Origin of the sequence: Hamadaea sp. NPDC051192 (genome assembly GCF_040682475.1) — a bacterium.
Classification (GTDB): Bacteria; Actinomycetota; Actinomycetes; order Mycobacteriales; family Micromonosporaceae; genus Hamadaea; species Hamadaea flava.
This window is the reverse complement of the sequence record NZ_JBFBAZ010000018.1, coordinates 69148-91391: the sequence shown is the minus strand read 5'-3', so window position 1 is coordinate 91391 and position 22244 is coordinate 69148. Positions and strand designations below refer to the sequence as shown.

Below are 22244 nucleotides of genomic sequence, written 5' to 3'. Positions count from 1 at the left end.
GGGTGGGGGTGGGGTGGGGGCGCGACGGAGGGTGGGGGTGGGGTGGGGTGGGGGGTGGGGGAGAGAAAGCACAGAAGCGGCTGTCTGGCCGGGGACTGTGCCCGGGCCAGACAGCCGTTGTGCCCCTCCGGATGCCCCCGTCGCTCCGTTGAGCGTCATCCGGCTGGTCTCCCGGCGAATCCTGAGCTGCGCGCCGCGTAAACTGGCGATATAGTCCTAGCTCAGGCCTTCTCAACTTCAGTTGAAAACACGGAGCTTGAAGTATCGCGGGGGCGGCGCAACGTGTCAAGAGTTTATGTCGCAACGCATTGCCGTAAGCTGATGTTGAGAACGGGGGGTGGTGGTCAAGTGACCTTCGCCGATCGACTGGACCACTTGTTCCGCACCGTACGCCCGGCCGGCCGGGGTGAGTACACCTATGAGGAGGTCGCCGAGGCCATCCGGGGCACCGGCGTGATGATCTCCCACACCTATGTCTGGCAGCTGCGCAAAGGCAGGCGCGACAACCCGACCAAGCGCCACCTGGAGGCGTTGGCCGAGTTCTTCGGGGTGCCGGCGGCGTACTTCTTCGACGACTCGGTCGCCATGGCCACGAACGCCCAGCTCGACCTGCTCTCCGCGATGCGGGACAGCTCGGTGCGGGCGCTGGCGCTGCGCGCGGCGGGGCTGTCGCCGTCGAGTCTGCAAGCCATTCGGGGGATGATAGAGCAGGCCCGACGCATCGAAGGGTTACCAGCGGAACCGCCAGCTTGAGCGCCGAAAGGTTGACCCGCGCCGGGCGACTGCATGACGATGCACCAATGCGTCTACGCCGCCTGCGCAAGGAGTGCGAAGCGCGGTTGTCCGGGCTCGCGGTGCCGCGCCCGTTCGACGTGCGCGCCTTCTGCGAGCAGGTCGCGCAATGGCGGGGCCGCCCGCTCCATCTGCACGAACTGCCGGTCGAGGACGCCGCCGACCTCCCGTGTGGCATGTGGATCGCGACCGACCGCGCCGACCACGTCTTCCACGTGCCGGGCGGCAGCAGTCTGCACCGCGATCACATCGTTCTGCACGAGATCGGCCACATGCTCTTCGACCACGCGATCACGGCGGAGCCCGCCGGCGAGCCGGACGCGCTCGACCGGCTGTTGCCCGATCTCGATCCGGCGATGGTCCGTCGGGTGCTGCGGCGCGGTGGCTACTCCTCCGAGCAGGAGCAGGCCGCCGAGATGCTGGCCTCGCTGATCCTGCAGCGCGCTGCGACGCCGGCCCCGGCCGGTCTCGGCGACGTCTTCGGCCACGCCCGCCGGTTGGACGCGGGGCTCACCGAGCCCGCCGCCCAGCGGTGACCGGTCCCGATCTCGCCGTCCTCGCTCTGCTGTGGAGCGTGGGCCTCGTCCGGCTGGTCCGGCGACGGCCGTCGGCCCATCACCGGGTGATGACGTTCAGCCTGCTGGCGATTTCGCTCGCGGCGACGGCGCACGAGCCGGTGATCGCGTACGCCGTCGACTCGGCCACCGGCGTGGCCGACCTGGCCGCGTTGGTGCGTACGCTCAGCGGCGTCGCGGCGGTCGCCTCGGTCTGGGTGTTCGCCTCGGCCGTGACCGGTCCGGCCCAGCCACGGCCGTACTGGCGACCGCGGCTCTATCTGGTGACGGCGACCGTCATGGCCGGTCTCACGCTGCTGTTCCTCGTCTCGACCCGGCCGCCCGGTCCGGGGACGTTCACCGACGACCGGGCCGGGCAGTTGTCGGTGGCGCTCTACGCCACGCTCTCCTACCTCGCGTACGCCGCGGGCGCGGGCCGCGGAGCGGCGCTCTTCTGGACGCAGGCGCGCCGGTCCGGCCGTACGCTGCTGCGTACCGGGCTCTTCGTGCTGTGTGCGGCGGCGTCGCTGTTCCTGGGGTTCGTGGCGTTCCGGTTGCTCTGCCTCGCCGGCGAACTGGCCGGGCAGCGGACGCCCGGCTGGCTCGGCGCCGCCGGGCAGGGCGAACTGATGCTCGGTTTCCTGCTGGTCGCCGTGGGCTGCGGGCTGCCGGGCATCGCCGTGGCGGGGGACTACATCGCCGACTACGCGGCCCTGAACCGCCTGCACCATCTGTGGCACACCCTCCAGCGGGCGGTGCCCGGGTTCGTCCTGGGGCGTACGCCGTCCCGGCTGGGCGATCACGTCAACCCGTTCAACGTCCGGATGCGTCTCTACCGGCGGGTCATCGAGATCCGGGACGCGCAGTGGAGCCTGGGCGCGCCGGTCGACGACGATCCGACGACCGAGGCGGCGCTGCTGCTCATGGCGTTGGCGGTGGCGGGGAAGTCGGCGGCGAAGGGCACCTCGAATGCCCGGGTCCGGCGTACCTGGAGCCGGACGGGCGCTGATCCGGGTGACGCCGTCGACCGGGAGGTCACCCACCTGCTGCTGGTCGCGGAGTACTTCGCCAGCGCGTTCCCGCCGTTGCTCGTCCCGGCCGGACGGCTGGCCCCGTTAGAGGACGAGGACGGCGAACAGCCGCTCCAGCTCGAGCCCGGGATCCTCGGTGAGCCCGGTGTGCGCCGGACCGGGCTGCACGATGGTGCTGCGGGGTGAGGTGAGCCAGCGGAACCGCTCGCCCAGCGTCATCCGCCGCTCGTCGTCGCAGACCTGCTGGTAGCCGATGAGCACGGCTTCCACCGCGTCGAGGTCGGCGCCCGGGTCGAGCGCGCGCAGCCGCTCCGGGTCGACATGCGTACGCACGGCGAGGAAGTCGCGGCCGCGGCAGTAGACCACGAGGCCGACGTTCATCATCTCGCCGCGCTCGATCCGGGGGACCAGCCGGATCAGGGCGTACTCGAAGGCGACCCGCGTCACGACACACCCTCCAGCGACGGCAGCCAGGCCGCCGGCTGCTCCAGCCGGGCCAGCAGATGTGTGACGTACGCCGACCGCGCCTCGTCCGGCGTCTCGAAGTCGGCGGTCCACGAGTGCGGATCGACCAGCCAGCCGCCGGGGACCAGCCCGAGCACCTCGGTCAGCACGTCCGGCGTCACGAGCGGGGCCAGCGCCTCGTGCGCGCCCACGATCGAGGACGCCTGTCCGGCCAGCGCGTGGTCGGCCGCCTTGAACGGCCGGAGCACCGCGTTCGCCGCGCTCGTCCAGTTGTGGTGGAAGTAGAGGCTCGCGCCGTGGTCGATGAGCCAGAGCGAACCGTGCCACATGAGCAGGTTCGGGTTACGCCAGGTGCGGTCGACGTTCTCCACCAACGCGTCGAGCCACAGCACCCGGGCGGCGAGGCCGGGATCGACCTTGTGGACGCGCGGATCGAAGCCGAGCGAGCCGGGCAGGAAGTCCATCCCGAGGTTCAGACCGGTGCTGTTGACCAGCAGTTCCTGCACCTCGGGGTCGGGTTCGGCCCGGCCGAGCACCTCGCCGAACTCGACCTGCGCCAGCTCGGGCATGGGCAGGCCGAGGCGGCGGGCCAGCTCGCCCACGACGACCTCGGCGATCAGCGCTTTCGGGCCCTGCCCGGCGCCCCGGAACTTGACGACGTACGTGCCGAGGTCGTCGGCCTCGACGACACCGGGAAGCGAGCCGCCCTCGCGCAGCGGGGTCACGTACCGCAGCGCGGTGACCGAGGGAAGGTGCATGACGCCGAGAATACGGCGGCGCTCGGTAGCCCGGACCGATACCCCGGCGCGTTGATCATGGAGTTTCCGGCTGCGACACACCGGCGACACCACAGTTAACTCCATGATCAACGGGAAAGGGAGGGGGGTGGGGTGCGCGGTTCTGCCCGGTGGAGCGTGCCCACGGACTAGTATGAACTGGACAAGTGTCAATCTATGTGCCATTTCTCACGAGCGGTTTCGACGCGCTCGGAACGAGGAATACCGTGCGGCCTAAGTGAACGTTCAGGTTCTACCGGCCGACCGGGAGGTCAGGGATGACCGATAAGTTTGTCTATGCGTTCGCCGAAGGCAACAAGGACCTCAAAGATCTCCTCGGCGGCAAGGGAGCCAACCTCGCCGAGATGACGAACCTGGGGCTGCCCGTGCCGCCGGGCTTCACGATCACCACCGAGGCCTGCCGGGCGTACCTGCGCGACGGCGAGACCCCGGCGTCCCTGGACGCCGAGATCGCCACGCACCTCGCCGCGCTGGAGCAGGCCATGGCGAAGAAGCTCGGCGATCCCGAGGACCCGCTGCTCGTCTCGGTCCGCTCCGGAGCCAAGTTCTCCATGCCCGGCATGATGGAGACCGTCCTGAACGTGGGCCTGACCGACGCCAGCGTGCCCGGCCTCGCCCGGCAGTCCGGCAACATCCGGTTCGCCTGGGACTCGTATCGCCGCCTGATCCAGATGTTCGGCAAGACCGTCTGCGACGTCCCGGGCGAGGCCTTCGAACAGGCCCTCGACGCGGCCAAACGAGTAAAAGGCGCGCACGCGGACGTCGACCTCGACGCCGACGATCTCCAGTCGCTCGTCGACGCGTACAAGCAGATCTTCAAGCAGCACACGGGCCGTGACTTTCCCCAGGAGCCGCGCGAGCAGATGGAGCTGGCGATCCGGGCCGTGTTCGAGTCGTGGAACGCGGAGCGCGCGATCCTGTACCGCCGTCAGGAGCGGATCCCGGGCGACCTCGGCACCGCGGTGAACGTCGTGGCGATGGTCTTCGGCAACCTCGGCGACGACTCCGGGACCGGCGTGGCCTTCACCCGCGATCCCGCGACCGGCGAGCAGGGCGTCTATGGCGACTACCTGCCGAACGCGCAGGGCGAGGACGTGGTCGCGGGCATTCGCAACACGATCCCGCTGCAGGACCTGGAGGGTCTGGATTCGACGAGCTTCACCGAGCTGATGCGGATCATGTCGGTGCTCGAAGGCCACTACAAGGATCTCTGTGACATCGAGTTCACCATCGAACGCGGCAAGCTCTGGATGCTCCAGACCCGGGTCGGCAAGCGGACGGCCGCCGCGGCCTTCATCATCGCCGGGCAGCTGGTCGACGAGGGGGTGATCGACCCGGACGAGGCGTTGCGGCGGGTCACCGGGGCGCAGCTCATGCAGCTGATGTTCCCGACCTTCGCGAAGACCGACACGCAACCGCTGGCCAAGGGCATCGCCGCGTCGCCGGGCGCGGCCGTCGGCAAGGCGGTCTTCGACTCCGCCCGCGCCGCCGAGCGTGCGGCGACCGGGGACAAGGTCATCCTCGTCCGGCGTGAGACCAACCCCGACGACCTGCCGGGCATGATCGCGGCCGCCGGCATCCTGACGAGCCGGGGCGGCAAGACGAGCCACGCCGCCGTCGTCGCCCGGGGCATGGGACGGACCTGCGTCTGTGGCGCGGAGGCGCTCGACGTCACCGACGACAGCTTCAAGGTCGGCACCACGACCGTCCGCGAGGGCGACGTCATCTCCATCGACGGCACCACCGGCAAGGTCTACCTCGGCGAGATCCCGGTCGAGCCCAGCCCCGTCGTGCAGTACTTCGAAGGGGATGCAGCGCACTCGGTCCGCGCTCGATCCGGCGTCAGCCGGGAGGCCGGCGGACTGAATGCTTCTGGTGGCACAGCACAGAGTCCGTTGGTGCGAGCGGTCGATCGGGCTTTGCGGCACGCGGACGAAATGCGTCGCCTCGAGGTCTGGACGAACGCCGACAACGCCGCGGACGCCGGCCGCGCCCGCCGCTTCGGCGCACAGGGCATCGGCCTGTGCCGGACCGAGCACATGTTCCTCGGCGACCGCCGGGAACTGGTCGAGGCGCTCATCCTCGCATCCACTTCGGACGAACAGGAGCAGGCGCTCGCCGCGCTGCTTCCGTTGCAGCGCGCGGACTTCGCCGAGATCCTCCAGGCGATGAACGGACTGCCGGTCACCATCCGGCTCATCGACCCGCCGCTGCACGAGTTCCTGCCGTCGCAGGAGGAGCTGGCGGTCAAGGACGCTCAGGGCCGGCTCGGCCCACGCGAGAAGGAACTGCTCGCAGCAGTGCGCCGTACTCACGAGGAGAACCCCATGCTCGGGCTCCGCGGCGTACGGCTCGGCCTGGTGATCCCCGGCCTGTTCGCGATGCAGGTCCGCGCGATCGCCGAGGCCGCGCGCCAGGTCAAGCACGCCGGTGGCGACCCCCGGCCCGAGGTCATGGTCCCGCTGGTCGGCGCGGTTCAGGAGCTTGAAGCGGTACGCACCCAGGCGCTGGACGTCATCCGGGACGTCGATCCGGGCGTACCGGTGCCGATCGGCACCATGATCGAGGTGCCGCGGGCGGCGCTCACCGCCGGCGAGATCGCCGGGTCGGCCGAGTTCTTCTCGTTCGGCACCAACGACTTGACCCAGATGGGCTGGGGCTTCTCCCGGGACGACGTCGAGAGCGCGTTCTTCGGCCGCTACCTGGAATTGGGCATCTTCGGGGTGTCGCCGTTCGAGACGCTCGACGCCGACGGCATCGGCCGCCTCGTCCGGATCGCCGTGGAGGAAGGCCGCGCGGCCCGCCCGGACCTGCAGATCGGCGTCTGCGGGGAACACGGGGGCGACCCCGATTCGGTGCACTTCTTCGACAGCGCCGGGCTGGACTACGTTTCGTGCTCGCCGTTCCGCGTACCGGTGGCACGATTGGAAGCCGGCCGCGCGGCCCTGGAGGTGGGGGGTTCGGACACCCGGTGATGCCTTGCCGACTCTATGTTGGCGACGCCGGTCCACGTAGCCTGTATGGATGGGACTGCGGTGGTATGGCGTGGTTGTCGACGCGGCCGATCCGGCCCGGCTGGGCCGCTGGTGGGCCGAGGTGCTCGGCTACCCGATCCTCGACGAGCGTAACGGCGAGCTGACGATCGGGCCCGACATCGACATGCCATGTCTCCATTTCACCCCGGCCCACAAGGGCAAGTCCGGGAAGAACCGGCTGCACCTGGACCTCGTTCCGGACGACCAGGACGCCCAGGTCGAGCGCCTGATCGACATGGGCGCCCGGCAGGTCGACATCGGTCAGGGCCAGGTCAGCTGGGTCGTGCTCGCCGACCCGGAGGGCAACGAGTTCTGCGTCATGCGGGAGAAGGCCGGAGAGTAGTGACCGCCCAGGAGATCGACGCCGAACGCTGGATCGCCGAGGTCCGCAAGGACACCGGCGAGGAGCGGAACGCGTTCGAGCGGGACCGGGCCCGGGTGCTGCACTCGGCGGCGTTCCGCCGGCTGGCGGCCAAGACCCAGGTGCACACCGCCGGGTCGGACGACTTTCTGCGTACGCGGCTGACGCACTCGCTGGAGGTCGCCCAGATCGCCCGCGAGATGGGGGAGCGGCTCGGCTGCGATCCCGATGTGACCGACGTCGCCGGGCTGGCCCACGACCTGGGGCACCCGCCGTTCGGGCACAACGGCGAGGACGCGCTCGACGAGGTCGCCGCGGCCTGCGGCGGATTCGAGGGCAACGCCCAGACGCTGCGCGTACTGACCCGGCTGGAGGCGAAGATCCCGGGCGCGGGACTCAACCTGACCCGGGCCTCCCTCGACGCGACCTGCAAATACCCGTGGCCCCGGCGGCCGGGCACCCGCAAGTTCGGGGTGTACGCCGACGACGCGGCGGTCTTCGCCTGGCTGCGTACGTCCGCCCCCGACCCCGATCGGCGCTGCCTGGAGGCGCAGGTCATGGACTGGGCCGACGACGTGGCGTACTCGGTGCACGACGTCGAGGACGGGATCTTCTCCGGCTTCGTCCAGGTCGGCCTGCTCGTCGACGACGCCGACGAACAAGCCGCCCTCTGCGCCGACGTGGCGGCGATCTACTCCGACGAACCGGCCGACGTCCTCCGGGAGGCGCTGGCCGAACTGCTCGCCGACCCCGTGCTGGCCCGGCTCTCGGCGTACGACGGCACCCATCGGGGGCAGGCGCTGCTCAAGGACAGCACCTCCGTGCTCACCGGGCGCTTCGTGGCCGCCGCGGTGACCGCCACGCGGGAGGCGTACCCGGGGAAGTCGAGCCGCTATGACGCGGACCTGATCGTGCCCCGCTCGGCCCGGATCCGGTGTGCCCTGCTGAAGGGCATCGCGTTGCGATACGTGATGCGGCGGCGCGGCATGGAGCCCTGGTACGCCCGCCAACGCGAGATCCTCGCGGACCTCGTGCGGGTGCTGAGCGAACGCGCGCCGACCGAGTTGGACCCGGTCTTCGCTCCACTCTGGAAGGACGCGCCCGACGACGCGGCCCGGCTGCGCGTGATCGTCGACCAGGTGGCCTCGCTCACCGACCCGGCCGCCGTCGCCTGGCACGCCCGCCTCCTAGCCCCCTGACCCCTCCCACCCCCGCACCACCCCTCCCACCCGCACCCCCACCCCACCCCGCCCCGCCTCGCGCCCCCCACCCCGCGCTTTCCCCGTTGATCATGGAGTTAACTGTGGTCTCGCCGGTGTGTCATGGGGGCAAACTCCATGATCAACGCCGATGAGCCCGTGGTGACCGTCGTCGGTGGCTCGCCCTAGGATGTGGGTATGGCCGGACGGATCCGCGACGAGGACATCGCGCTAGTGCGTGAGCGCACCTCCGTCGTCGACGTGATCTCCGAGCACGTGACGTTGAAGGGCGCGGGTGGGCGCAACCTGAAGGGGTTGTGCCCGTTCCATGACGAGAAGACCCCCTCGTTCACCGTGGCCGGCGACCGTAATGTCTACTTCTGCCACGGTTGTGGCAAGGGTGGCGATGCGATCAACTTCGTCATGGAGATCGACCACCTGCGGTTCACCGAGGCGGTCGAGAAGCTGGCCGCCCGTGCCGGCATCCAGCTGCGCTACATCGAGGGCGGCGGCTCGGCGCCGGTCCGCCAGCAGCATGGCCAGCGGCAGCGGCTGGTCGCCGCGCACGCCGCGGCGGCGAAGTTCTATGCGGAGCAGCTGATGACCCCGGGCGCCCGCATCGCCCGGGAGTTCCTCGCGCAGCGGGGCTTCGACCGGGGCGCCGCCGAGACCTACGGCTGCGGCTTCGCCCCCGATTCGTGGGACGCGCTGACCAAGCACCTGCGGCAACTCGGCTTCACCGCCGAGGAGCTGACCGTCGGCGGGCTGGCCAAGCCGGCCCGGTCGGGCAGCCTCATCGACCGGTTCCGCCGCCGGTTGATCTGGCCCATCCGGGAGACCGGCGGCGACGTCATCGGGTTCGGCGCGCGGAAGCTGTTCGACGACGACGACGGCCCGAAATACCTGAACACCCCGGAGACTCCGCTCTACAAGAAGTCGACCGTGCTCTACGGCATCGACCTCGCCAAGCGGGAGATCGGCAAGCGCGGCCAGGCGGTCGTGGTCGAGGGCTACACCGATGTGATGGCCTGCCACCTGGCCGGGGTGCCGACGGCGGTGGCGACCTGCGGGACGGCCTTCGGCTCCGAGCACATCTCGGTGCTGCGCCGGATGCTCATGGACACCGACACGTTCAAGGGCGAGATCATCTTCACCTTCGACGGCGACGCCGCCGGGCAGAAGGCCGCGCTCCGGGCGTTCGCCGACGATCAGCGGTTCGTCGGGCAGACCTTCATCGCGGTGGGGCCGGACGGGATGGACCCCTGCGAGCTGCGGCTGGATCGCGGCGACACGGCCGTCCGCGACCTGGTGGCCAGCCGGGAGCGCCTGGTCTCGTTCGTGCTGCGTACGACGATCGCGGGGTTCGACCTCGACTCCGCCGAAGGCCGGGTGGGTGCGCTCCGGGCGACCGCCCCGCTGGTGGCGCAGATCAAGGACCGGTCGCTGCGCCCGGAATACGGCCGCATCCTCGCGGGCAAGCTCGGCATGGAGGTCGAGGTCGTCCAGCGCGCGGTGAACTCGTCCGTCAAGGGCCAGCCGGTCGACGCCCGCCCGCCCCGGCCGCGTACCAGTCCGGACGATCCGCAGATCCTGGTCGAGCGGGAGGCGCTCAAGCTCGCCATCCAGGTTCCGGCGCTGGCCGGGCCGGTCTTCGACAACGCCGAGGCCGACTGCTACTCCGACCCGCAGCACGTGCAGATCCGGCTGGCCATCGCGGCCGCCGGCGGCGCGGTTCGCGGGGTGTCCGGGCCGAACTGGATCGCCGCGATCACCGACGGCTGCGGTGACCTGGTGGCGCAGTCGCTGGTGAACCAGCTCGCCGTGGAGGAGTTGCGGTATGACGGCGACGCCGATCCGCACTACGTGACGGTGACCCTCGCGCGGCTCCAGCTGGCAGCGGTCGACCGGCGGGTGCACAACGTCAAGTCCAAGCTCCAGCGGATCAATCCGGTCACGCAGAAGGACGAATACTTCGGGCTGTTCAGCGACCTCGTGTCGCTGGAGACCACCGCTCGCGCCCTGCGCGACCAGGCATCGAGCGGGTTGTGATGGCGCTCTGGTCGCGGCGGATGCTGCCGAAGGCGTACCGGGAGATGTTCTCCTCGGGCGAGCGGACCCTGGCCTGGGCCGCGCGGCCCGAGGGCGGTCTGGTCGTGGCCACCAACCTCGGGCTGTGGGTCGATCGGGCCCGCATCGGGTGGCACGAGATCACCAAGGCGGTGTGGGACGGCTCGACCCTGGTCGTCACGGTCAGCGAAGTCGTCGACGACACCGCGGATCCCGTGGTCGTGGCGGACTCCGCGCACCTGAAGCTCGTGCTGATCGACCCGGGTCACCTGCCCCATCAGGTACGCCTCCGGGTGACCGGCTCGATCGTCAGCTCCGAGGAGCAGCCGGACGGCTCTCGCCTGGTCGGCCGGCGGATGCCGGGCGTCGACGGCGTCGCCTGGACGCGCTGGCTGTCCGCTCGCCCCTGAAGGCCCTGGCCGAAGGTGTCCCCCGGAGCAGGGGGAAGGCTCCGGGGGACGTTGGTGTGAGGCTTAGTAGACGTGGACGCCGTACACGGACAGCGGTTCCGTCACGGGCTGGAAGAACGTCGTCCCACCCGAGGTGCAGTTGCCACTGCCGCCGGAGGTGAGGCCGAGCGCGATGCTGCCCGCGAAGAGCGAACCGCCGCTGTCGCCGCCTTCAGCGCAGACCGTGGTCCGGATGAGGCCGGTGACGGTGCCCTCGGCGTAGTTGACGGTCGCGTTCGTCGCCGTGACGCTGCCGCTGCGTACGCCGGTCGTGCTGCCGCTACGCCGGACCGCCTGGCCGACGGAGGCGTTGCCCGCCGCCGTGATGTCCTGGCTGCCGCTGTAGAGGTACACCGAACCGGGGTGGTTGGTGTAGCTCGTCGCGTAGCGCACGATGCCGTAGTCGTTGCCCGGGAAGCTGGTCCCGGACCGGGTGCCGAGCAGCGTCGTCTTCGCCGAGTTGGCGTACCAGCTGCTGGCGATGTTGGTGCAGTGCCCGGCGGTGAGGAAGTAGTAATTCCCGGCCGAGTCCTGCACGTTGAAGCCGAGCGAGCACCGGTACTGACCACCGTAGATGGCCTGGCCACCCGCGATCGTCTTGTGCAGCGCACCGGACAGGTACTCCACGCGTACGGCGTCGCCGTGGCGGGCGACGGCCGAGGTGACCTTGGCGAGCGCCTTGCCCGTGACGGTCGGGTCGATCGAGACGACGACCTGGCCGGTGGCGGGGTCGGTGGCCCACGCGGTCCCGGCTACCGCCGCGGTCGCGTCGAGGTCCGAGGTGACGGCGGCCAGCGCGGCCGAACCGTGCCGGACCAGTTGGGCGACGCCGCCGGATGCGCGTACCTGGGCGGCGGCCGCGGCGTCGGTGACGCTCACGACGCTCTTACCGGTGACCTGGTCGATGTACGCGCCGGCGCTGCGCGCACCCAGTCCGGTGGCGAGGGCTTCGGCGCGATCGGGGCCGAAGGCCTGGCTCGGTGGGGCGGCGTACGCCGACGGCGCGACGGCCAGGGCGAAGAGCAGGGCGGTTACCCCGCTCGCCAGGGCTGCCCGTCGGGTGGGGTGCCTGGAATTGATCACGATGACCTCCTGGGGGTCGGAGTTCGGTGATGCTCGATATTCTCATTCATCTGTTTGGAGGGCAAGGCATCCGGAGAAAGTCGTCGATGAATTCACGAAAAGACGGCAGCTCGTGGCCGTTCGGTCGGTAATCCGGTTTCGAATGTCAGACCCGGCGACTAGGGTCGGGCCGTGACTGAACAGTCCCTGATTCGTGCCCGCGGCCTGGTGAAACGCTTCGGCGACTTCACCGCGGTGGACGGCATCGACCTCGACGTCGCACCGGGGGAGGCCTTCGGCTTCCTCGGGCCGAACGGTGCCGGGAAGAGCTCGACGATGCGGATGATCGGCTGTGTCTCGACGCCGACCGCCGGTGAGCTGAGCATCCTCGGCCTGGACCCGGTCAAGGACGGCACTCGCATCCGCAGCCGCCTCGGCGTCTGCCCCCAGATGGACAACCTCGATCCCGACCTCACCGTCCGGGAGAACCTCACGACCTACGCCCGCTACTTCGGGATCTCCCGGGCGGCCGCCCGGGCGCGAGCCCTGGAGCTGCTGGAGTTCGTCCAGCTCGCCGATCGGGCCGAGAGCAAGGTCGAACCGCTGTCCGGCGGGATGAAGCGCCGGCTGACGATCGCCCGCGCGATGGTCAACGAACCCGAGCTGGTGCTGCTCGACGAACCCACCACCGGCCTCGATCCACAGGCGCGGCACCTGCTCTGGGAGCGGCTGTTCCGGCTGAAGCAGCAGGGCGTGACGCTGGTGCTCACCACGCACTACATGGACGAGGCGGAGCAGCTCTGCGACCGCCTCGTGGTGATGGACGCGGGCAAGATCGTGGCCGAGGGGTCGCCCCGGGCGCTCATCGAGACCTACTCCACCCGTGAGGTGGTCGAGCTGCGGTTCGGCGAGAGCCCGCTCGAAGGGTTCCGCGACAAGCTTGTGGGCATCGGCGAGCGCATCGACGTCCTGCCCGACCGCGTCCTGCTCTACGCCGACGACGGCGACGGCGCGATCAACGAGGTGCACCGGCGGGAGCTGGCGCCGAGCGGCGTACTGGTGCGGCGGTCCACCTTGGAGGACGTCTTCCTGCACCTGACCGGCCGGACGCTGGTGGACTGACGATGGCGCATCCGATGTTGGCCACGCTGGAGCGGGAGCTGACCCTCTACCGCCGGCTCTGGCAGGCCTCCGTGTTCTCCTCGTTCCTGCTGCCGTTGCTGTTCGTGCTGAGCATCGGCGTCGGCGTGGGCAGCTATGTCAACGCCAACGGCGGGCTGGGCGGCGTCGACTACCTGAGCTACATCGCCCCGGGCGTCGTCATCACCACCGCCTTCCAGATCGGCATCGTCGAGTCCACCTACCCGGTGCTCGGCGGGTTCAAGTGGACCCGGTCCTACCAGGCGATGCGGTCCGCGCCGGTGGAGCCGCAGCACATGGTCGGCGGCCACCTGCTCTACCTGATGTTCCGCGGGGTCATCGCCACGATCGCGTTCCTGATCATCGTGGGCGCGTTCGGCGCGATGCACTCCTGGTGGGCGCCGATGACCATCGTGATCGCCGCGATCGTCACCGTCGCGGTCGCCGGTCCGGTGACGGCCTTCGCTGCGTCGATCGAGAACGACAACTATTTCGCGCTGCTGTTCCGGTTCGGGGTCATCCCGGCGACGTTGTTCTCCGGCGTCTTCTTCCCGGTCGACCAGCTGCCCGCGCTGGTTCGTCCGTTGGCATACGCGTCTCCGCTGTGGCACGGCGTCGTGCTGTCCCGGGAGGCGACCCTCGGCTGGCCGACACCGTGGCCGATCTGGATCCACGTCGGCTACCTCATCGTCTGGACGGCGATCGGGGTGGCCCTGGCGGTCTGGCGTTTCCGCAAGCGGCTGGAGGACTGAAGCGATGGTCACGACACTCGTCGCCGCGGCGGTCACCCGGCCCGGCGTCGCGCCGGTGCGGGTCGGCGCCGTGGTCAACCGCAACATGGGTGCGCTGCGCTCGGGAGCGTCCTACTGGCTGGTGCTCATCTCCGGCTTCTTCGAGCCGGTGTTCTACCTGCTGTCGATCGGCATCGGGGTCGGCGCGCTGGTCGGCGACATCACGCTCATCGACGGGCAGGTCCTGCCCTACGCGACGTTCGTCGCCCCGGCGATGCTGGCGACGTCGGCGATGAACGGGGCCATGGCCGAGACCACGTTCAACTTCTTCTTCAAGTTCAAGTACGCCAAGACCTACGACGCCGTCCTCGCCACTCCGGTGCGGCCGGTGGAGATCGCGCTCGGTGAGCTGGTCTGGGCGATGATGCGGGGCTCGGTCTACACCGCGGTGTTCCTCGGCGTGATGGTCGTGATGAAGCTGACGACGATCGGCTGGGCGCTGGCCGCGTTCCCCGCGACCATCCTGGTCGGATTCGCGTTCGGCGCGGTCGGCATGATCTTCACGACGATGATGCGCGGCTGGCAGGACTTCGACCTGATGGCCACCGCTCAGTTCGCACTGTTCCTGTTCTCGGCGACGTTCGCCCCGATCCAGAACTACCCGGTCGTGTTCCAGTGGATCATCCAGCTGACGCCGCTCTACCACGCCGTGGAGATGGTCCGGGACATCACGACCGGCCACCCCGACTGGGGGACGGCGGTGCACGCGCTCTACCTCGTCGTGATGATGGCGGTCGGGCTGTACTTCACCGGGCGCCGTCTGGAGAGGATGCTCCTCAAATAGCCGAGCCGCCGGAACAAGCGGCCGAGCCGGCGAGACGCTGAGGACGGACCGGCCCGTGACAGCACCTGGCCGGACGGGCTACAACGAGTGGGCGGGCCTGCGATAACGTAGCCGTTGGCACGGCGAACTGTCGTTGATCCGACAGAAGACGGCGCCCGGCGTACGCGAGCATAAGATCTAGGGACCGGACGAACTAGACGATCCGAAATGGACGTTCAGTTGCGTTCCGGCCGCTCGCGACGGGTCCTGGGGGTGGCTGATGCGGTTGCAGCATCGGGACGGCCAGACGGTCCACCTCGCCTACGGCACGAACGTCCGGCCGGCCACCGATCTCCGGAGCATCCTCGCTCAGCTGGATTCGGACGCCGTACCGGTGCGCAAGTTGCTGGGCGTCGACGTGCTCGGCCTCGGGCTGTGGCTCGCCGCACCGGTGGCGTCCGCGCTCGCGGCGTCCTTCTCGATGCGCCGCCGGCTGCGTTCCGAGCTTTCCCTGCGTGGGCTGGAAGTAGTGACGCTCAACGGGTTCCCCTACCGAGACCCGGCCGGGCCCCACGACAGCCCGCCGCGAGGTGGCGTTTCCCCAGCAGCGGAGCCGGCCGACGCCGGCTCTTCGCGTAGCCGACTCAGTGCGGCCAAGCGGGCCGTCTACCGGCCGGACTGGACCCAGCGGGAGCGCCTGGAATACACCTTGGACCTGGCCCGCGTGCTGTGCGACCTCATGCCGGACGACGCCGAGCGCGGCTCGGTCTCCACCGTGCCGGTCGCCTGGCGGGAACCGTGGGACTCCGACCGGGCCGACCGCGCCGATCGTCTGCTGGAGGACCTGGCCGACGGGCTGGCCGAGATCACCTGGCACACCGGGCGGCTCGTCCGGGTCGGCTTCGAGCCCGAGCCGGGTTGCCTCATCGAGACGAGCGCCCAGGCGATCGAGCACCTCTCCGACGTCGACCCGACCTTCCTCGGGATCTGCCTCGACCTCGCCCACCTCGCATGCGCATGGGAGGCACCGGCCGACGCCGTGCAGGCCCTGCGGGAACATCGGCTGCAGATCGTGAAGGTGCAGGTCTCGGCCGCGCTCGTCGCCCCGGATCCGACGGCCGCGTGGCCTGTCCTGGAGAGCTTCGCCGAACCCCGGTTCCCCCACCCCACGCGAACGCCGTCCGGCGCTGGAACCGATGATCTCCCCGAAGCCCTCGACGCTGACCTGGCCGGTCCGTTGCGCGTACACGTGCATGTGCCCTTGCACTCGCGGCCGCCCGCGCCGCTGACGACGACCCTGCCCGTCGCGCGGGCGGCGTTGGCCGAGCTTTTCGCGGGTCCAGAGGCGCTCACGGACCACGTGGAAGTGGAGACCGCGACCTGGGCCTACCGGCTGCCGGCCGGCGAGCACAGCGAGGACGCGGCGGCCGAGGTGGAGTTCGCGCACGCGGAACTGGGCGAGCTAGGGCTGCGCGGCCCGGCGCAAGCGCCGGACCGCGCGTCGCGGGCGCCTCGCCGAGCGGCGGACGACCCGCAGGTGACCCACTGCTGAGTCAGCTCGCCAGTCGGCTCTGCGCGTTGGCGAGCTTCCGGTTGGCCTTGTCCGCCGTCGTCTCGATCTTGTCGGCGGTCAGGCCCACCTTGTCCCGAGCGGTGTCCACGAGTCTGCCCGTCTGTGCCTGCACGACGCCGGCGGCCTCCTGAACGGTCGGGTTCTCCCAGATCTGCTTGGCGGTACGCGCGATCTGGTCGTAGGTCTCCCGACCCGCGCGGGCGCCGAGCACGTAGCCGACGGCGAGGCCGGCGACGAACCACATCTTGCCCATTGGTGTGCTCCCTCCTCCAACTCCCGTAGACCATGCCCGTTTTTGTCCCCGAGTACACCTTCATCCGGATGACTGATCCCGCCGAGCACTGGTCGTCTGGGGAAATTGTCTCCTTTGACCGCTCTGGAAGGCCAGGCGACCCCCCGGTACCGGAGACACGGACGCGGCATGACATACCCGCTCGCGCGGTGGCCGGTGGGTTGTGTACTCTTGTGCAGTCGCCAGGGCGAGAGGAGATCCTCGCCGCCCTGACCTGCGATCCCCGATAGCTCAATTGGCAGAGCAGCCGGCTGTTAACCGGCAGGTTCTTGGTTCGAGTCCAAGTCGGGGAGCCATCGTTGGCATTGCGCGAACCGTACAACCGGAGCCGGTCGAATTTTCGACCGGCTCCGTTGTTTCCCGAGGCACCCTAAAGACCGGAATGACCTTGCCTCCTGCCAGGGTTATCTCTGCGACTTGTGCCTCGATAACCGCTTTGCGCTGCCCAGGCGTTCCATGCTTGAAGACCTCCGACAACCTCGTACGGAGTTCCAAGATCGCCTTCTCGCTGGGCTTGCCCGGACTGTCGACGATCTCATACTCAAGATCTTGCCTACGACGAGCAAGCTGATCCAGGCGGATCTTGGGTGAACGCACCCGATCGCTGCAGTCGGCGGCGCTCAGCTGCCCGAGTTCGAACGCAGGCAGATAACGGTCAACGGCGTCCTGAGTTGCCTATATTTCGATCATGACGCTGGCGAGCTCCTCCTCGCTGTGTCGATGTCGTTGGGAGCGTAGCCGCCGCTCGGCGGCGATGGCCTTTGAGATGATCTCGCTGTCGGCGTACACCTCAAGGAGCGATGTGAGCACTGCGTCGTCGAGTTCGTCGGCGGGTAAGCGCGGTCCGTTGCAGCCGTGGCGGCCGTAGCGGACGCGTGAAAAGCAGGTGTAGTAGCGGTAGATGCGGGAGCGACCGCGGGCTGAGGTGCCGATGTACTTCTGCCCGCAATCAGGGCAGGTGATGAGTCCGGTGAGGTCATAGTCGGTGTTGGACGCGCGACGCTTCGAGCCGACCTCGCCCCGGACAGCCAGGATCTGCTGTACCTCAGCGAACAGCTCACGACTCACAATCGCAGGATGAGCGTCGGGTGTCGTGATGTCACCGAAGACCTTGTCGCCGACGTACACCTGGTTGGAGAGCATGTTGCCGACCGTGACGCCGGACCAGGGTTTTCCGAATCTGGTTCGTATTCCTCGTTGATTGAGTTTATCGGCGATCGTCCTCGTCCCGATCCGGTCTCGCGCGTAGCTCGTGAAGATCTGGCTAACGATCGGCGCCTCAGCTAGGTCGGGCGCGGGCGCGTCTCGTTCTCGATCAAGTTGATAGCCGTACGGCACGGTCCCGCCGGTCCACTTGCCCCTCGCGGCCTTGCGTTCCATGCCGTTACGGGTGCGGTCAATGAGGACCTCTCGTTCGAACTCGGCGAAAACACCCAGCATCTGAACGAGCATCCGCCCGGCGGCCGAGGAGGTGTCGAACGGCTCGGTTGCAGATCGGAAGTGAACGTCGATCTTCTCCAGTTCTTCCATCAAGTAGGCCAGGTCTCGTATGCGTCGAGTGAGCCGGTCGAGCCGGTACACGAGCAGCGTGTCGTACCGGCCGGCTTTCGCGGCGAGGAGCGCACGCTGAAGTCCTGGTCGGTCCAAAGTTGATCCAGTGGCGTCGTCGGTGAAACGCTCAGCGATCTCCCAGCCGGGCTGTGATGCTACGTACGCGTCCAACCGTGCTGTCTGCGCCTCGATTGAGAACGGCTGGTGCTCATCATCGGTTGAGCGGCGCGTGTAGATCGCCACGCGGACACCTGTCTCACTCTCGAGTTCGAGTCGGTTCCTACGCGTTCTGTTTCGTGCTGCCATGAAGTCTCTCCGTCTGAATAGGGGATGCTGCGGCCGGACGCCCAGGGGCGCTTGGCTACAGCAAAGAGCGAGGATACGAATCTGCGGGAAGAGCTGACGCGGCTGGAGGAGTCGCGCAAGCAGGGTCGGGATAACCTCGTCACGTTGGAAGCTGTCGCGAGCGCCGTATTGAGAGATTCGACCGTCGCCCAGGCCATCGATGAGGCCAAGCATGATCTCGACTTGAGAGCTGGCGCAGAACTGGAGCAGGTTCGTCGCTTCGCGACCGACACTGCTTCGTTTGCGGCTCGCTTGTCTCGCCTTTGGCGGCTGCTCGCGCCTTCGAGCCGACAACGTCTTCGTCGGCAGCTATGGGGCGCCGGAGCCATTGCTGCTGTCTTGTGCGTAGTGGTTCCAATGACTATCGAGAGCTTTGCGCCAATCGCCATTCGCGTTGCCGCCGCGTTGGCGGCCGTCGCATTGCCGATCGCAACAGTTGGGCGAAGGGCCGTAAGGATACTGGCTCACGCTCTTGAATCAGCTGAGACAGCAGCCGATATCGCTGTTGCGGTCGAGCGCCGAGTTAAGGAGCAACGCTCGGCCACGGAGATCGCCATTCTAACTGACCTACAGCGGCTAGATGCGACGGAGTTGAAGTTGCGCCAAGAGATCGCAGCCACGAGGGTGCGACTGCTCGACGCCCAGAGCCAGCTGGAAGAGGTGCAACCTGACCGACTCTTGATGAATTTCATTGAAGAACGCAACCGCAGCGGTGACTACCGATCTCAGCTCGGGACGATCGCGCTCCTTCGGCGAGACTTTATCAGACTCGATGAGCTCCTACGTCGTAGTCGCTTCGAGGAAGGCGGCTCAACGACTGTCGACCGCATAGTCCTATATGTCGATGACCTCGATCGGTGCTCGTCGGAACGTGTCGTTGACGTGCTTACTCCTGGGCATGCCTTTGTTTGTCGTCGTGGTCGCTGTCGATCCTCATTGGCTCCTCGCCTCGCTTGACACGCACTTCGAGCGTGTGCTCGGGCCAAGAAAACTTGCTACGAGAGGCGCTGGGCACTGGGCAGCTACGCCTATGAACTACCTGGAGAAGATATTTCAAATTCCTTTCAACATCGCGCCGATGGATCGAGATGGATTTGGTCGCTTGGTAGATAATCTTCTTTACGATCATCCTCGCGCCCTCGATAGCACCCATGATCTGATGATTGGCCGCGATTCGTATAATACGTCCAGCATGCCTGTGGTGTCCCAGGTCGACGCATTAGAAGAGGGGCGCACTAGATCGGCGGATAGCGTACGGCTCAATCCACGTGGGCTAGTCTTGTCCGGAGAAGAGAGAGCATATGCCCGCCAACTCAGCTCTCTGATCCCCACCCCACGCGCTGGAAAGCGCCTCATTAACCTCTATCGGCTAATCCGGGCGGCACTCCCCGAATCGGCCACGAGCGAGCTTTTAGCCACTGGCGATTATCGGACGATTTTGCTCCTGTTGGCCGTCCTGGTCGGTAACCCGAGCTTTGCCGCCAGGCTCTTCCCTGCGATCAGCAATGGTGCCGACCGCGAGACTCTAGATGAAGTGTTCAACAGCGTCGCCGAAGCATCCGGCTTCGATCACATTGATGTCAGTATCCACTTAGGCGGCTCGGTGAAACTGGAAAACGTGAAGCCGTGGGTTCCGATGCTGAGTCGCTATTCATTCCATACAGGAACAGTTGTATCGAGCACCGAGTATCCGTAGTGGCGGAGGGTCGCCAAATTGCCACTCCGGGCCGGGGTGAGGACATCTACGGCGATGATGATAGCGGCTCATCAGGCCCCGTCGGCCCGCTCGATCGGCCGCAGCGCGACCGGAAGCGATGGTAGGTCAGCCCTGAACACCAAGATTCTGCCTGTCGTCGGCGGCCCGGGCTAACCAACCTGGAAGCGCTGGTTCGCCCGGGCGCAGCGGGGGTTAAGATTTGCCGACCAGCTTGTGGAAGATGGCTGCCGAGGCACCGAATGTCGCGCCTGCCGTCAGGGTGGCCGTGGCCAGCGAATCGCCCGCCAGATGCGTGAGTATGCCGGCCACGCCGCCGACGGCGGACGCGAAGAACAGCGTTACTGCCGCCCTCAAGCTGATCAAGGACTCCGGTTCGGCGCTTGGGGGTGCGCTCGTGGACCGGCTCGCACCCTTGCGTGTCATGTGGACTCCTTTTCGTCGGGCCGCCTACCGCGTACCGCGGTCAGAACGGCAAGTCGCTGTCGGAATCCATTTCAAATGGCCGGGCTGCCAACTGTGTAATGGTGGGTGTCACAAGATCTTCTTCGTCGGCTCGCCCGCGGCTTGTCTCGGGCAAGCGTCCCGGAAGGCTGAACGCTTGCCGCCATGCGTCCTCCATCGACCTGTCGAGCACGCGCTGACGTGCCTTCATCGCCCACATGGCGAGCCAATGCAGGACTTCTCCGGACGTGCAAGTGGCAACCTCCTCTACGACGGACCCCCCGGCCAGGGCCACATCGCGGGTGCGGCGGCGAACCTCACACCTATCGTGCGAGCCAGCCTCTGAAAGCCTGATGCATTCGTACGTGCGCGCTGAAACCGCGCGCGAAGTTCTAGATCGTCCTCCGCGATGCCGTCGATGACCTGATCCATCGCCGCCGACGTCGCCAGGCGGGCGTCGGCCAGTAGTTGCTGTCTCTCGTCCTCGGAAATTAGGCCGAATCTCATCGCGTCGTCCACTGGTAGTAGCAGCTTGATCTGCGCGTGCAATTCGGCGTCGGAGCTTGCGCGCCAGTCGATGAGAACAGCTTCGGCGAAACCACTGATTAGCTCGGGCCGTAGCCGGTCAGCTGCCTTGACCAGAGGTTCGATGCCAAGGACGGGCATGACATCCCCGCTGGCGACCGTCTGGAGCGGCCACGCCGCCACTCGGCTGACGAGCGGTACCGCCAAAACTTTGCCCGCTGCGGCCCAAGCCGCATACGGCTCCGGCAATTTGTCGCGGAAGACGGCCGTCCGCCATCCATCCGGAATGGCCACCGACCAGCCGGGCGGACGCACGACTCGGGCGGCGAAGCTGCTCTCGTGGTCGCCGGTCAGCCACGCGTCGAAATCCTCGACCTCGACTACCCGTTCGGCGCGCCAGACGGCGGTCGCGCCGCGGCCTGTCCAATCGTAAGAGCTAAGCCCAGTACTGTACTTTTCCCGCAGCCGGCTACCGCTGCGGTTGTCACCGGTGATGGCGAGGTCCAGTCGGAGGTCGTTCCAGCCCTGGCCCTGCTCGTACAACATTTCTTCGTTGACTCGATACTTGGAACCGATCAGCAGGTCGCGGGCGATTGCAGTGGCAACCTCGAACCGGGCATCGGAGTGCCAAGCAATGTCATTCTCGAGCGCCTCGGCGATCCGCAGCACACGTTGCTCGGCATCGCTGGGACGCCGTTCGGCCGCCCAAAGCGCGTTGCGAACGTCTTCGGCGAGACGCAACACCACCTCCTCTGGCTCCGTACTGGTAGCCGCTGCGGCCAGATGCCACAACCCCATCGCAGAGCGTTGGCGGAGCATTGATGGCAGGCCACGGAGATATTCGTCGGAGAATGGTTCTTCGGAGGCGATGGCGGTCATGACTGCATCAGTGAGTAGCCTGGCCTGGTAGTCCCGGTGCGCTCGAAGAGACTGGCCTGGCAACTGCAACGACATCGCGCGAGCCCTCGCGGCGACACTAGTCGGTAAGCGTAACCGCAATGGTTTGATCATGGAGCGGCCAGCGAGGGTGTCCAACTTCACCCGCTGGGGCGTTGGGTAACGCAGCACGGTGGCGATGTGGCTAAGCCGGTCAGGCAGGGCTGCCTGCTCTTGTCGAACAACGTGCTCGGAGAGCAGCTGACGTACAGTTTCGTCGCGTGAGCAACCTCGTCGCCCGGCAATCGCCGCGAGCGCGTCGTGAGCGCACGTGAGTAGCCGGACGTTCGTCTCCGTCCACTGGGTCACGCCGCATTATCCGCCGCTGGCACAACCCTCACCAGCGATGAGTTATCGA

The 22244-nt window shown here is 67.8% G+C and carries 21 protein-coding genes and 1 tRNA gene; 15 read left to right on the top strand and 7 right to left on the bottom strand.

All coding sequences use genetic code 11. From position 1 onward, the window contains the following. Window positions 1–348 precede the first annotated feature (348 nt). From AB0M47_RS10905 to AB0M47_RS10895, 3 genes are read left to right on the top strand one after another with little or no spacing between them, the layout of a single operon-like run. Window positions 349–753 carry an XRE family transcriptional regulator gene (locus tag AB0M47_RS10905; protein WP_363411635.1) on the top strand — a complete coding sequence of 135 codons (405 nt, stop codon included), beginning with the start codon at window positions 349–351 and terminating at the stop codon, window positions 751–753. A 47-nt stretch (window positions 754–800) separates the two neighbouring features. Then, complete coding sequence (locus AB0M47_RS10900) at window positions 801–1328, top strand: hypothetical protein (RefSeq protein WP_363411633.1); 528 nt, start codon at window positions 801–803, stop codon at window positions 1326–1328. Beyond that, a complete protein-coding gene (locus AB0M47_RS10895; RefSeq protein WP_363411631.1) occupies window positions 1325–2563 on the top strand; it encodes an MAB_1171c family putative transporter in 1239 nt (412 codons plus the stop codon). The genes AB0M47_RS10900 and AB0M47_RS10895 overlap by 4 nt, the downstream gene beginning before the upstream one ends. On the opposite strand, the gene AB0M47_RS10890 is transcribed toward AB0M47_RS10895, so the two are convergent. Both AB0M47_RS10890 and AB0M47_RS10885 read right to left on the bottom strand, forming a co-directional pair. Continuing rightward, the gene (locus AB0M47_RS10890) at window positions 2462–2824 is read right to left on the bottom strand and encodes a DUF3037 domain-containing protein (RefSeq protein WP_363411629.1); all 363 of its coding nucleotides are present in this window, start codon (window positions 2822–2824) and stop codon (window positions 2462–2464) included. The two genes, AB0M47_RS10895 and AB0M47_RS10890, sit on opposite strands and share 102 nt — an antisense overlap. Beyond that, on the bottom strand, window positions 2821–3600 hold the full coding sequence (locus tag AB0M47_RS10885; protein ID WP_363411627.1) for a HipA family kinase: 780 nt from the start codon (window positions 3598–3600) through the stop codon (window positions 2821–2823). The genes AB0M47_RS10890 and AB0M47_RS10885 overlap by 4 nt, the downstream gene beginning before the upstream one ends. 296 nt (window positions 3601–3896) lie before the next feature. Between AB0M47_RS10885 and ppdK the strand changes: the two genes are divergently transcribed. The 5 genes from ppdK to AB0M47_RS10860 all read left to right on the top strand — a co-directional run bounded on the left by ppdK (window position 3897) and on the right by AB0M47_RS10860 (window position 10711). Beyond that, window positions 3897–6614: a pyruvate, phosphate dikinase gene (ppdK, locus tag AB0M47_RS10880; protein WP_363411623.1), complete on the top strand. Its 2718-nt coding sequence runs from the start codon at window positions 3897–3899 to the stop codon at window positions 6612–6614. A gap of 49 nt (window positions 6615–6663) precedes the next feature. Next, complete coding sequence (locus tag AB0M47_RS10875) at window positions 6664–7017, top strand: VOC family protein (RefSeq protein ID WP_253761182.1); 354 nt, start codon at window positions 6664–6666, stop codon at window positions 7015–7017. Further along, window positions 7017–8234: a deoxyguanosinetriphosphate triphosphohydrolase gene (locus AB0M47_RS10870; protein WP_363411621.1), complete on the top strand. Its 1218-nt coding sequence runs from the start codon at window positions 7017–7019 to the stop codon at window positions 8232–8234. Before AB0M47_RS10875 ends, AB0M47_RS10870 begins: the two co-directional genes overlap by 1 nt. A 198-nt stretch (window positions 8235–8432) precedes the next feature. Beyond that, window positions 8433–10283 carry a DNA primase gene (dnaG, locus tag AB0M47_RS10865; protein ID WP_363411619.1) on the top strand — a complete coding sequence of 617 codons (1851 nt, stop codon included), beginning with the start codon at window positions 8433–8435 and terminating at the stop codon, window positions 10281–10283. Further along, a complete protein-coding gene (locus AB0M47_RS10860) occupies window positions 10283–10711 on the top strand; it encodes a hypothetical protein (RefSeq protein ID WP_363411617.1) in 429 nt (142 codons plus the stop codon). Before dnaG ends, AB0M47_RS10860 begins: the two co-directional genes overlap by 1 nt. A gap of 63 nt (window positions 10712–10774) precedes the next feature. Here the strand turns inward: AB0M47_RS10860 and AB0M47_RS10855 are convergent, their stop codons facing one another. Further along, window positions 10775–11833, bottom strand: coding sequence for a S1 family peptidase (locus AB0M47_RS10855; protein ID WP_363411615.1), 1059 nt, complete (start codon window positions 11831–11833; stop codon window positions 10775–10777). A 171-nt stretch (window positions 11834–12004) separates the two neighbouring features. Here AB0M47_RS10855 and AB0M47_RS10850 point away from each other — a divergent pair, with 171 nt between their 5' ends. From AB0M47_RS10850 to AB0M47_RS10835, 4 genes are all read left to right on the top strand, one after another. Further along, window positions 12005–12934, top strand: coding sequence for an ATP-binding cassette domain-containing protein (locus AB0M47_RS10850; protein ID WP_363411613.1), 930 nt, complete (start codon window positions 12005–12007; stop codon window positions 12932–12934). 2 nt (window positions 12935–12936) lie between these two features. Beyond that, a complete protein-coding gene (locus AB0M47_RS10845) occupies window positions 12937–13704 on the top strand; it encodes an ABC transporter permease (RefSeq protein WP_363411611.1) in 768 nt (255 codons plus the stop codon). Window positions 13705–13708: 4 nt separating this feature from the next. Then, entirely contained in the window at window positions 13709–14527 is an 819-nt protein-coding gene (locus AB0M47_RS10840) for an ABC transporter permease (RefSeq protein ID WP_253761189.1), read from the top strand. Between the two features lie 259 nt (window positions 14528–14786). Continuing rightward, window positions 14787–16058, top strand: coding sequence for a TIM barrel protein (locus AB0M47_RS10835; protein WP_363411608.1), 1272 nt, complete (start codon window positions 14787–14789; stop codon window positions 16056–16058). 1 nt (window position 16059) lies between these two features. Here AB0M47_RS10835 and AB0M47_RS10830 read toward each other — a convergent pair whose 3' ends face one another. Further along, on the bottom strand, window positions 16060–16332 hold the full coding sequence (locus tag AB0M47_RS10830; RefSeq protein ID WP_253761191.1) for a YtxH domain-containing protein: 273 nt from the start codon (window positions 16330–16332) through the stop codon (window positions 16060–16062). A gap of 259 nt (window positions 16333–16591) precedes the next feature. Here AB0M47_RS10830 and AB0M47_RS10825 point away from each other — a divergent pair. Next, window positions 16592–16667: transfer RNA gene (locus AB0M47_RS10825), tRNA-Asn, on the top strand. 379 nt (window positions 16668–17046) lie between these two features. Here the strand turns inward: AB0M47_RS10825 and AB0M47_RS10820 are convergent. Further along, entirely contained in the window at window positions 17047–18165 is a 1119-nt protein-coding gene (locus AB0M47_RS10820; RefSeq protein ID WP_363411606.1) for a recombinase family protein, read from the bottom strand. Between the two features lie 87 nt (window positions 18166–18252). Here AB0M47_RS10820 and AB0M47_RS10815 point away from each other — a divergent pair, with 87 nt between their 5' ends. Continuing rightward, window positions 18253–19224 (top strand): hypothetical protein, encoded by a 972-nt coding sequence (locus AB0M47_RS10815; protein ID WP_363411643.1) that lies wholly within the window; start codon window positions 18253–18255, stop codon window positions 19222–19224. Further along, window positions 19106–19963: a P-loop NTPase fold protein gene (locus tag AB0M47_RS10810; RefSeq protein WP_363411604.1), complete on the top strand. Its 858-nt coding sequence runs from the start codon at window positions 19106–19108 to the stop codon at window positions 19961–19963. The genes AB0M47_RS10815 and AB0M47_RS10810 overlap by 119 nt, the downstream gene beginning before the upstream one ends. A 213-nt stretch (window positions 19964–20176) precedes the next feature. Here the strand turns inward: AB0M47_RS10810 and AB0M47_RS10805 are convergent, their stop codons facing one another. Then, window positions 20177–20407, bottom strand: coding sequence for a hypothetical protein (locus AB0M47_RS10805; RefSeq protein ID WP_363411602.1), 231 nt, complete (start codon window positions 20405–20407; stop codon window positions 20177–20179). A 285-nt stretch (window positions 20408–20692) separates the two neighbouring features. After that, complete coding sequence (locus AB0M47_RS10800) at window positions 20693–21829, bottom strand: hypothetical protein (RefSeq protein ID WP_363411600.1); 1137 nt, start codon at window positions 21827–21829, stop codon at window positions 20693–20695. Window positions 21830–22244 lie beyond the last annotated feature (415 nt).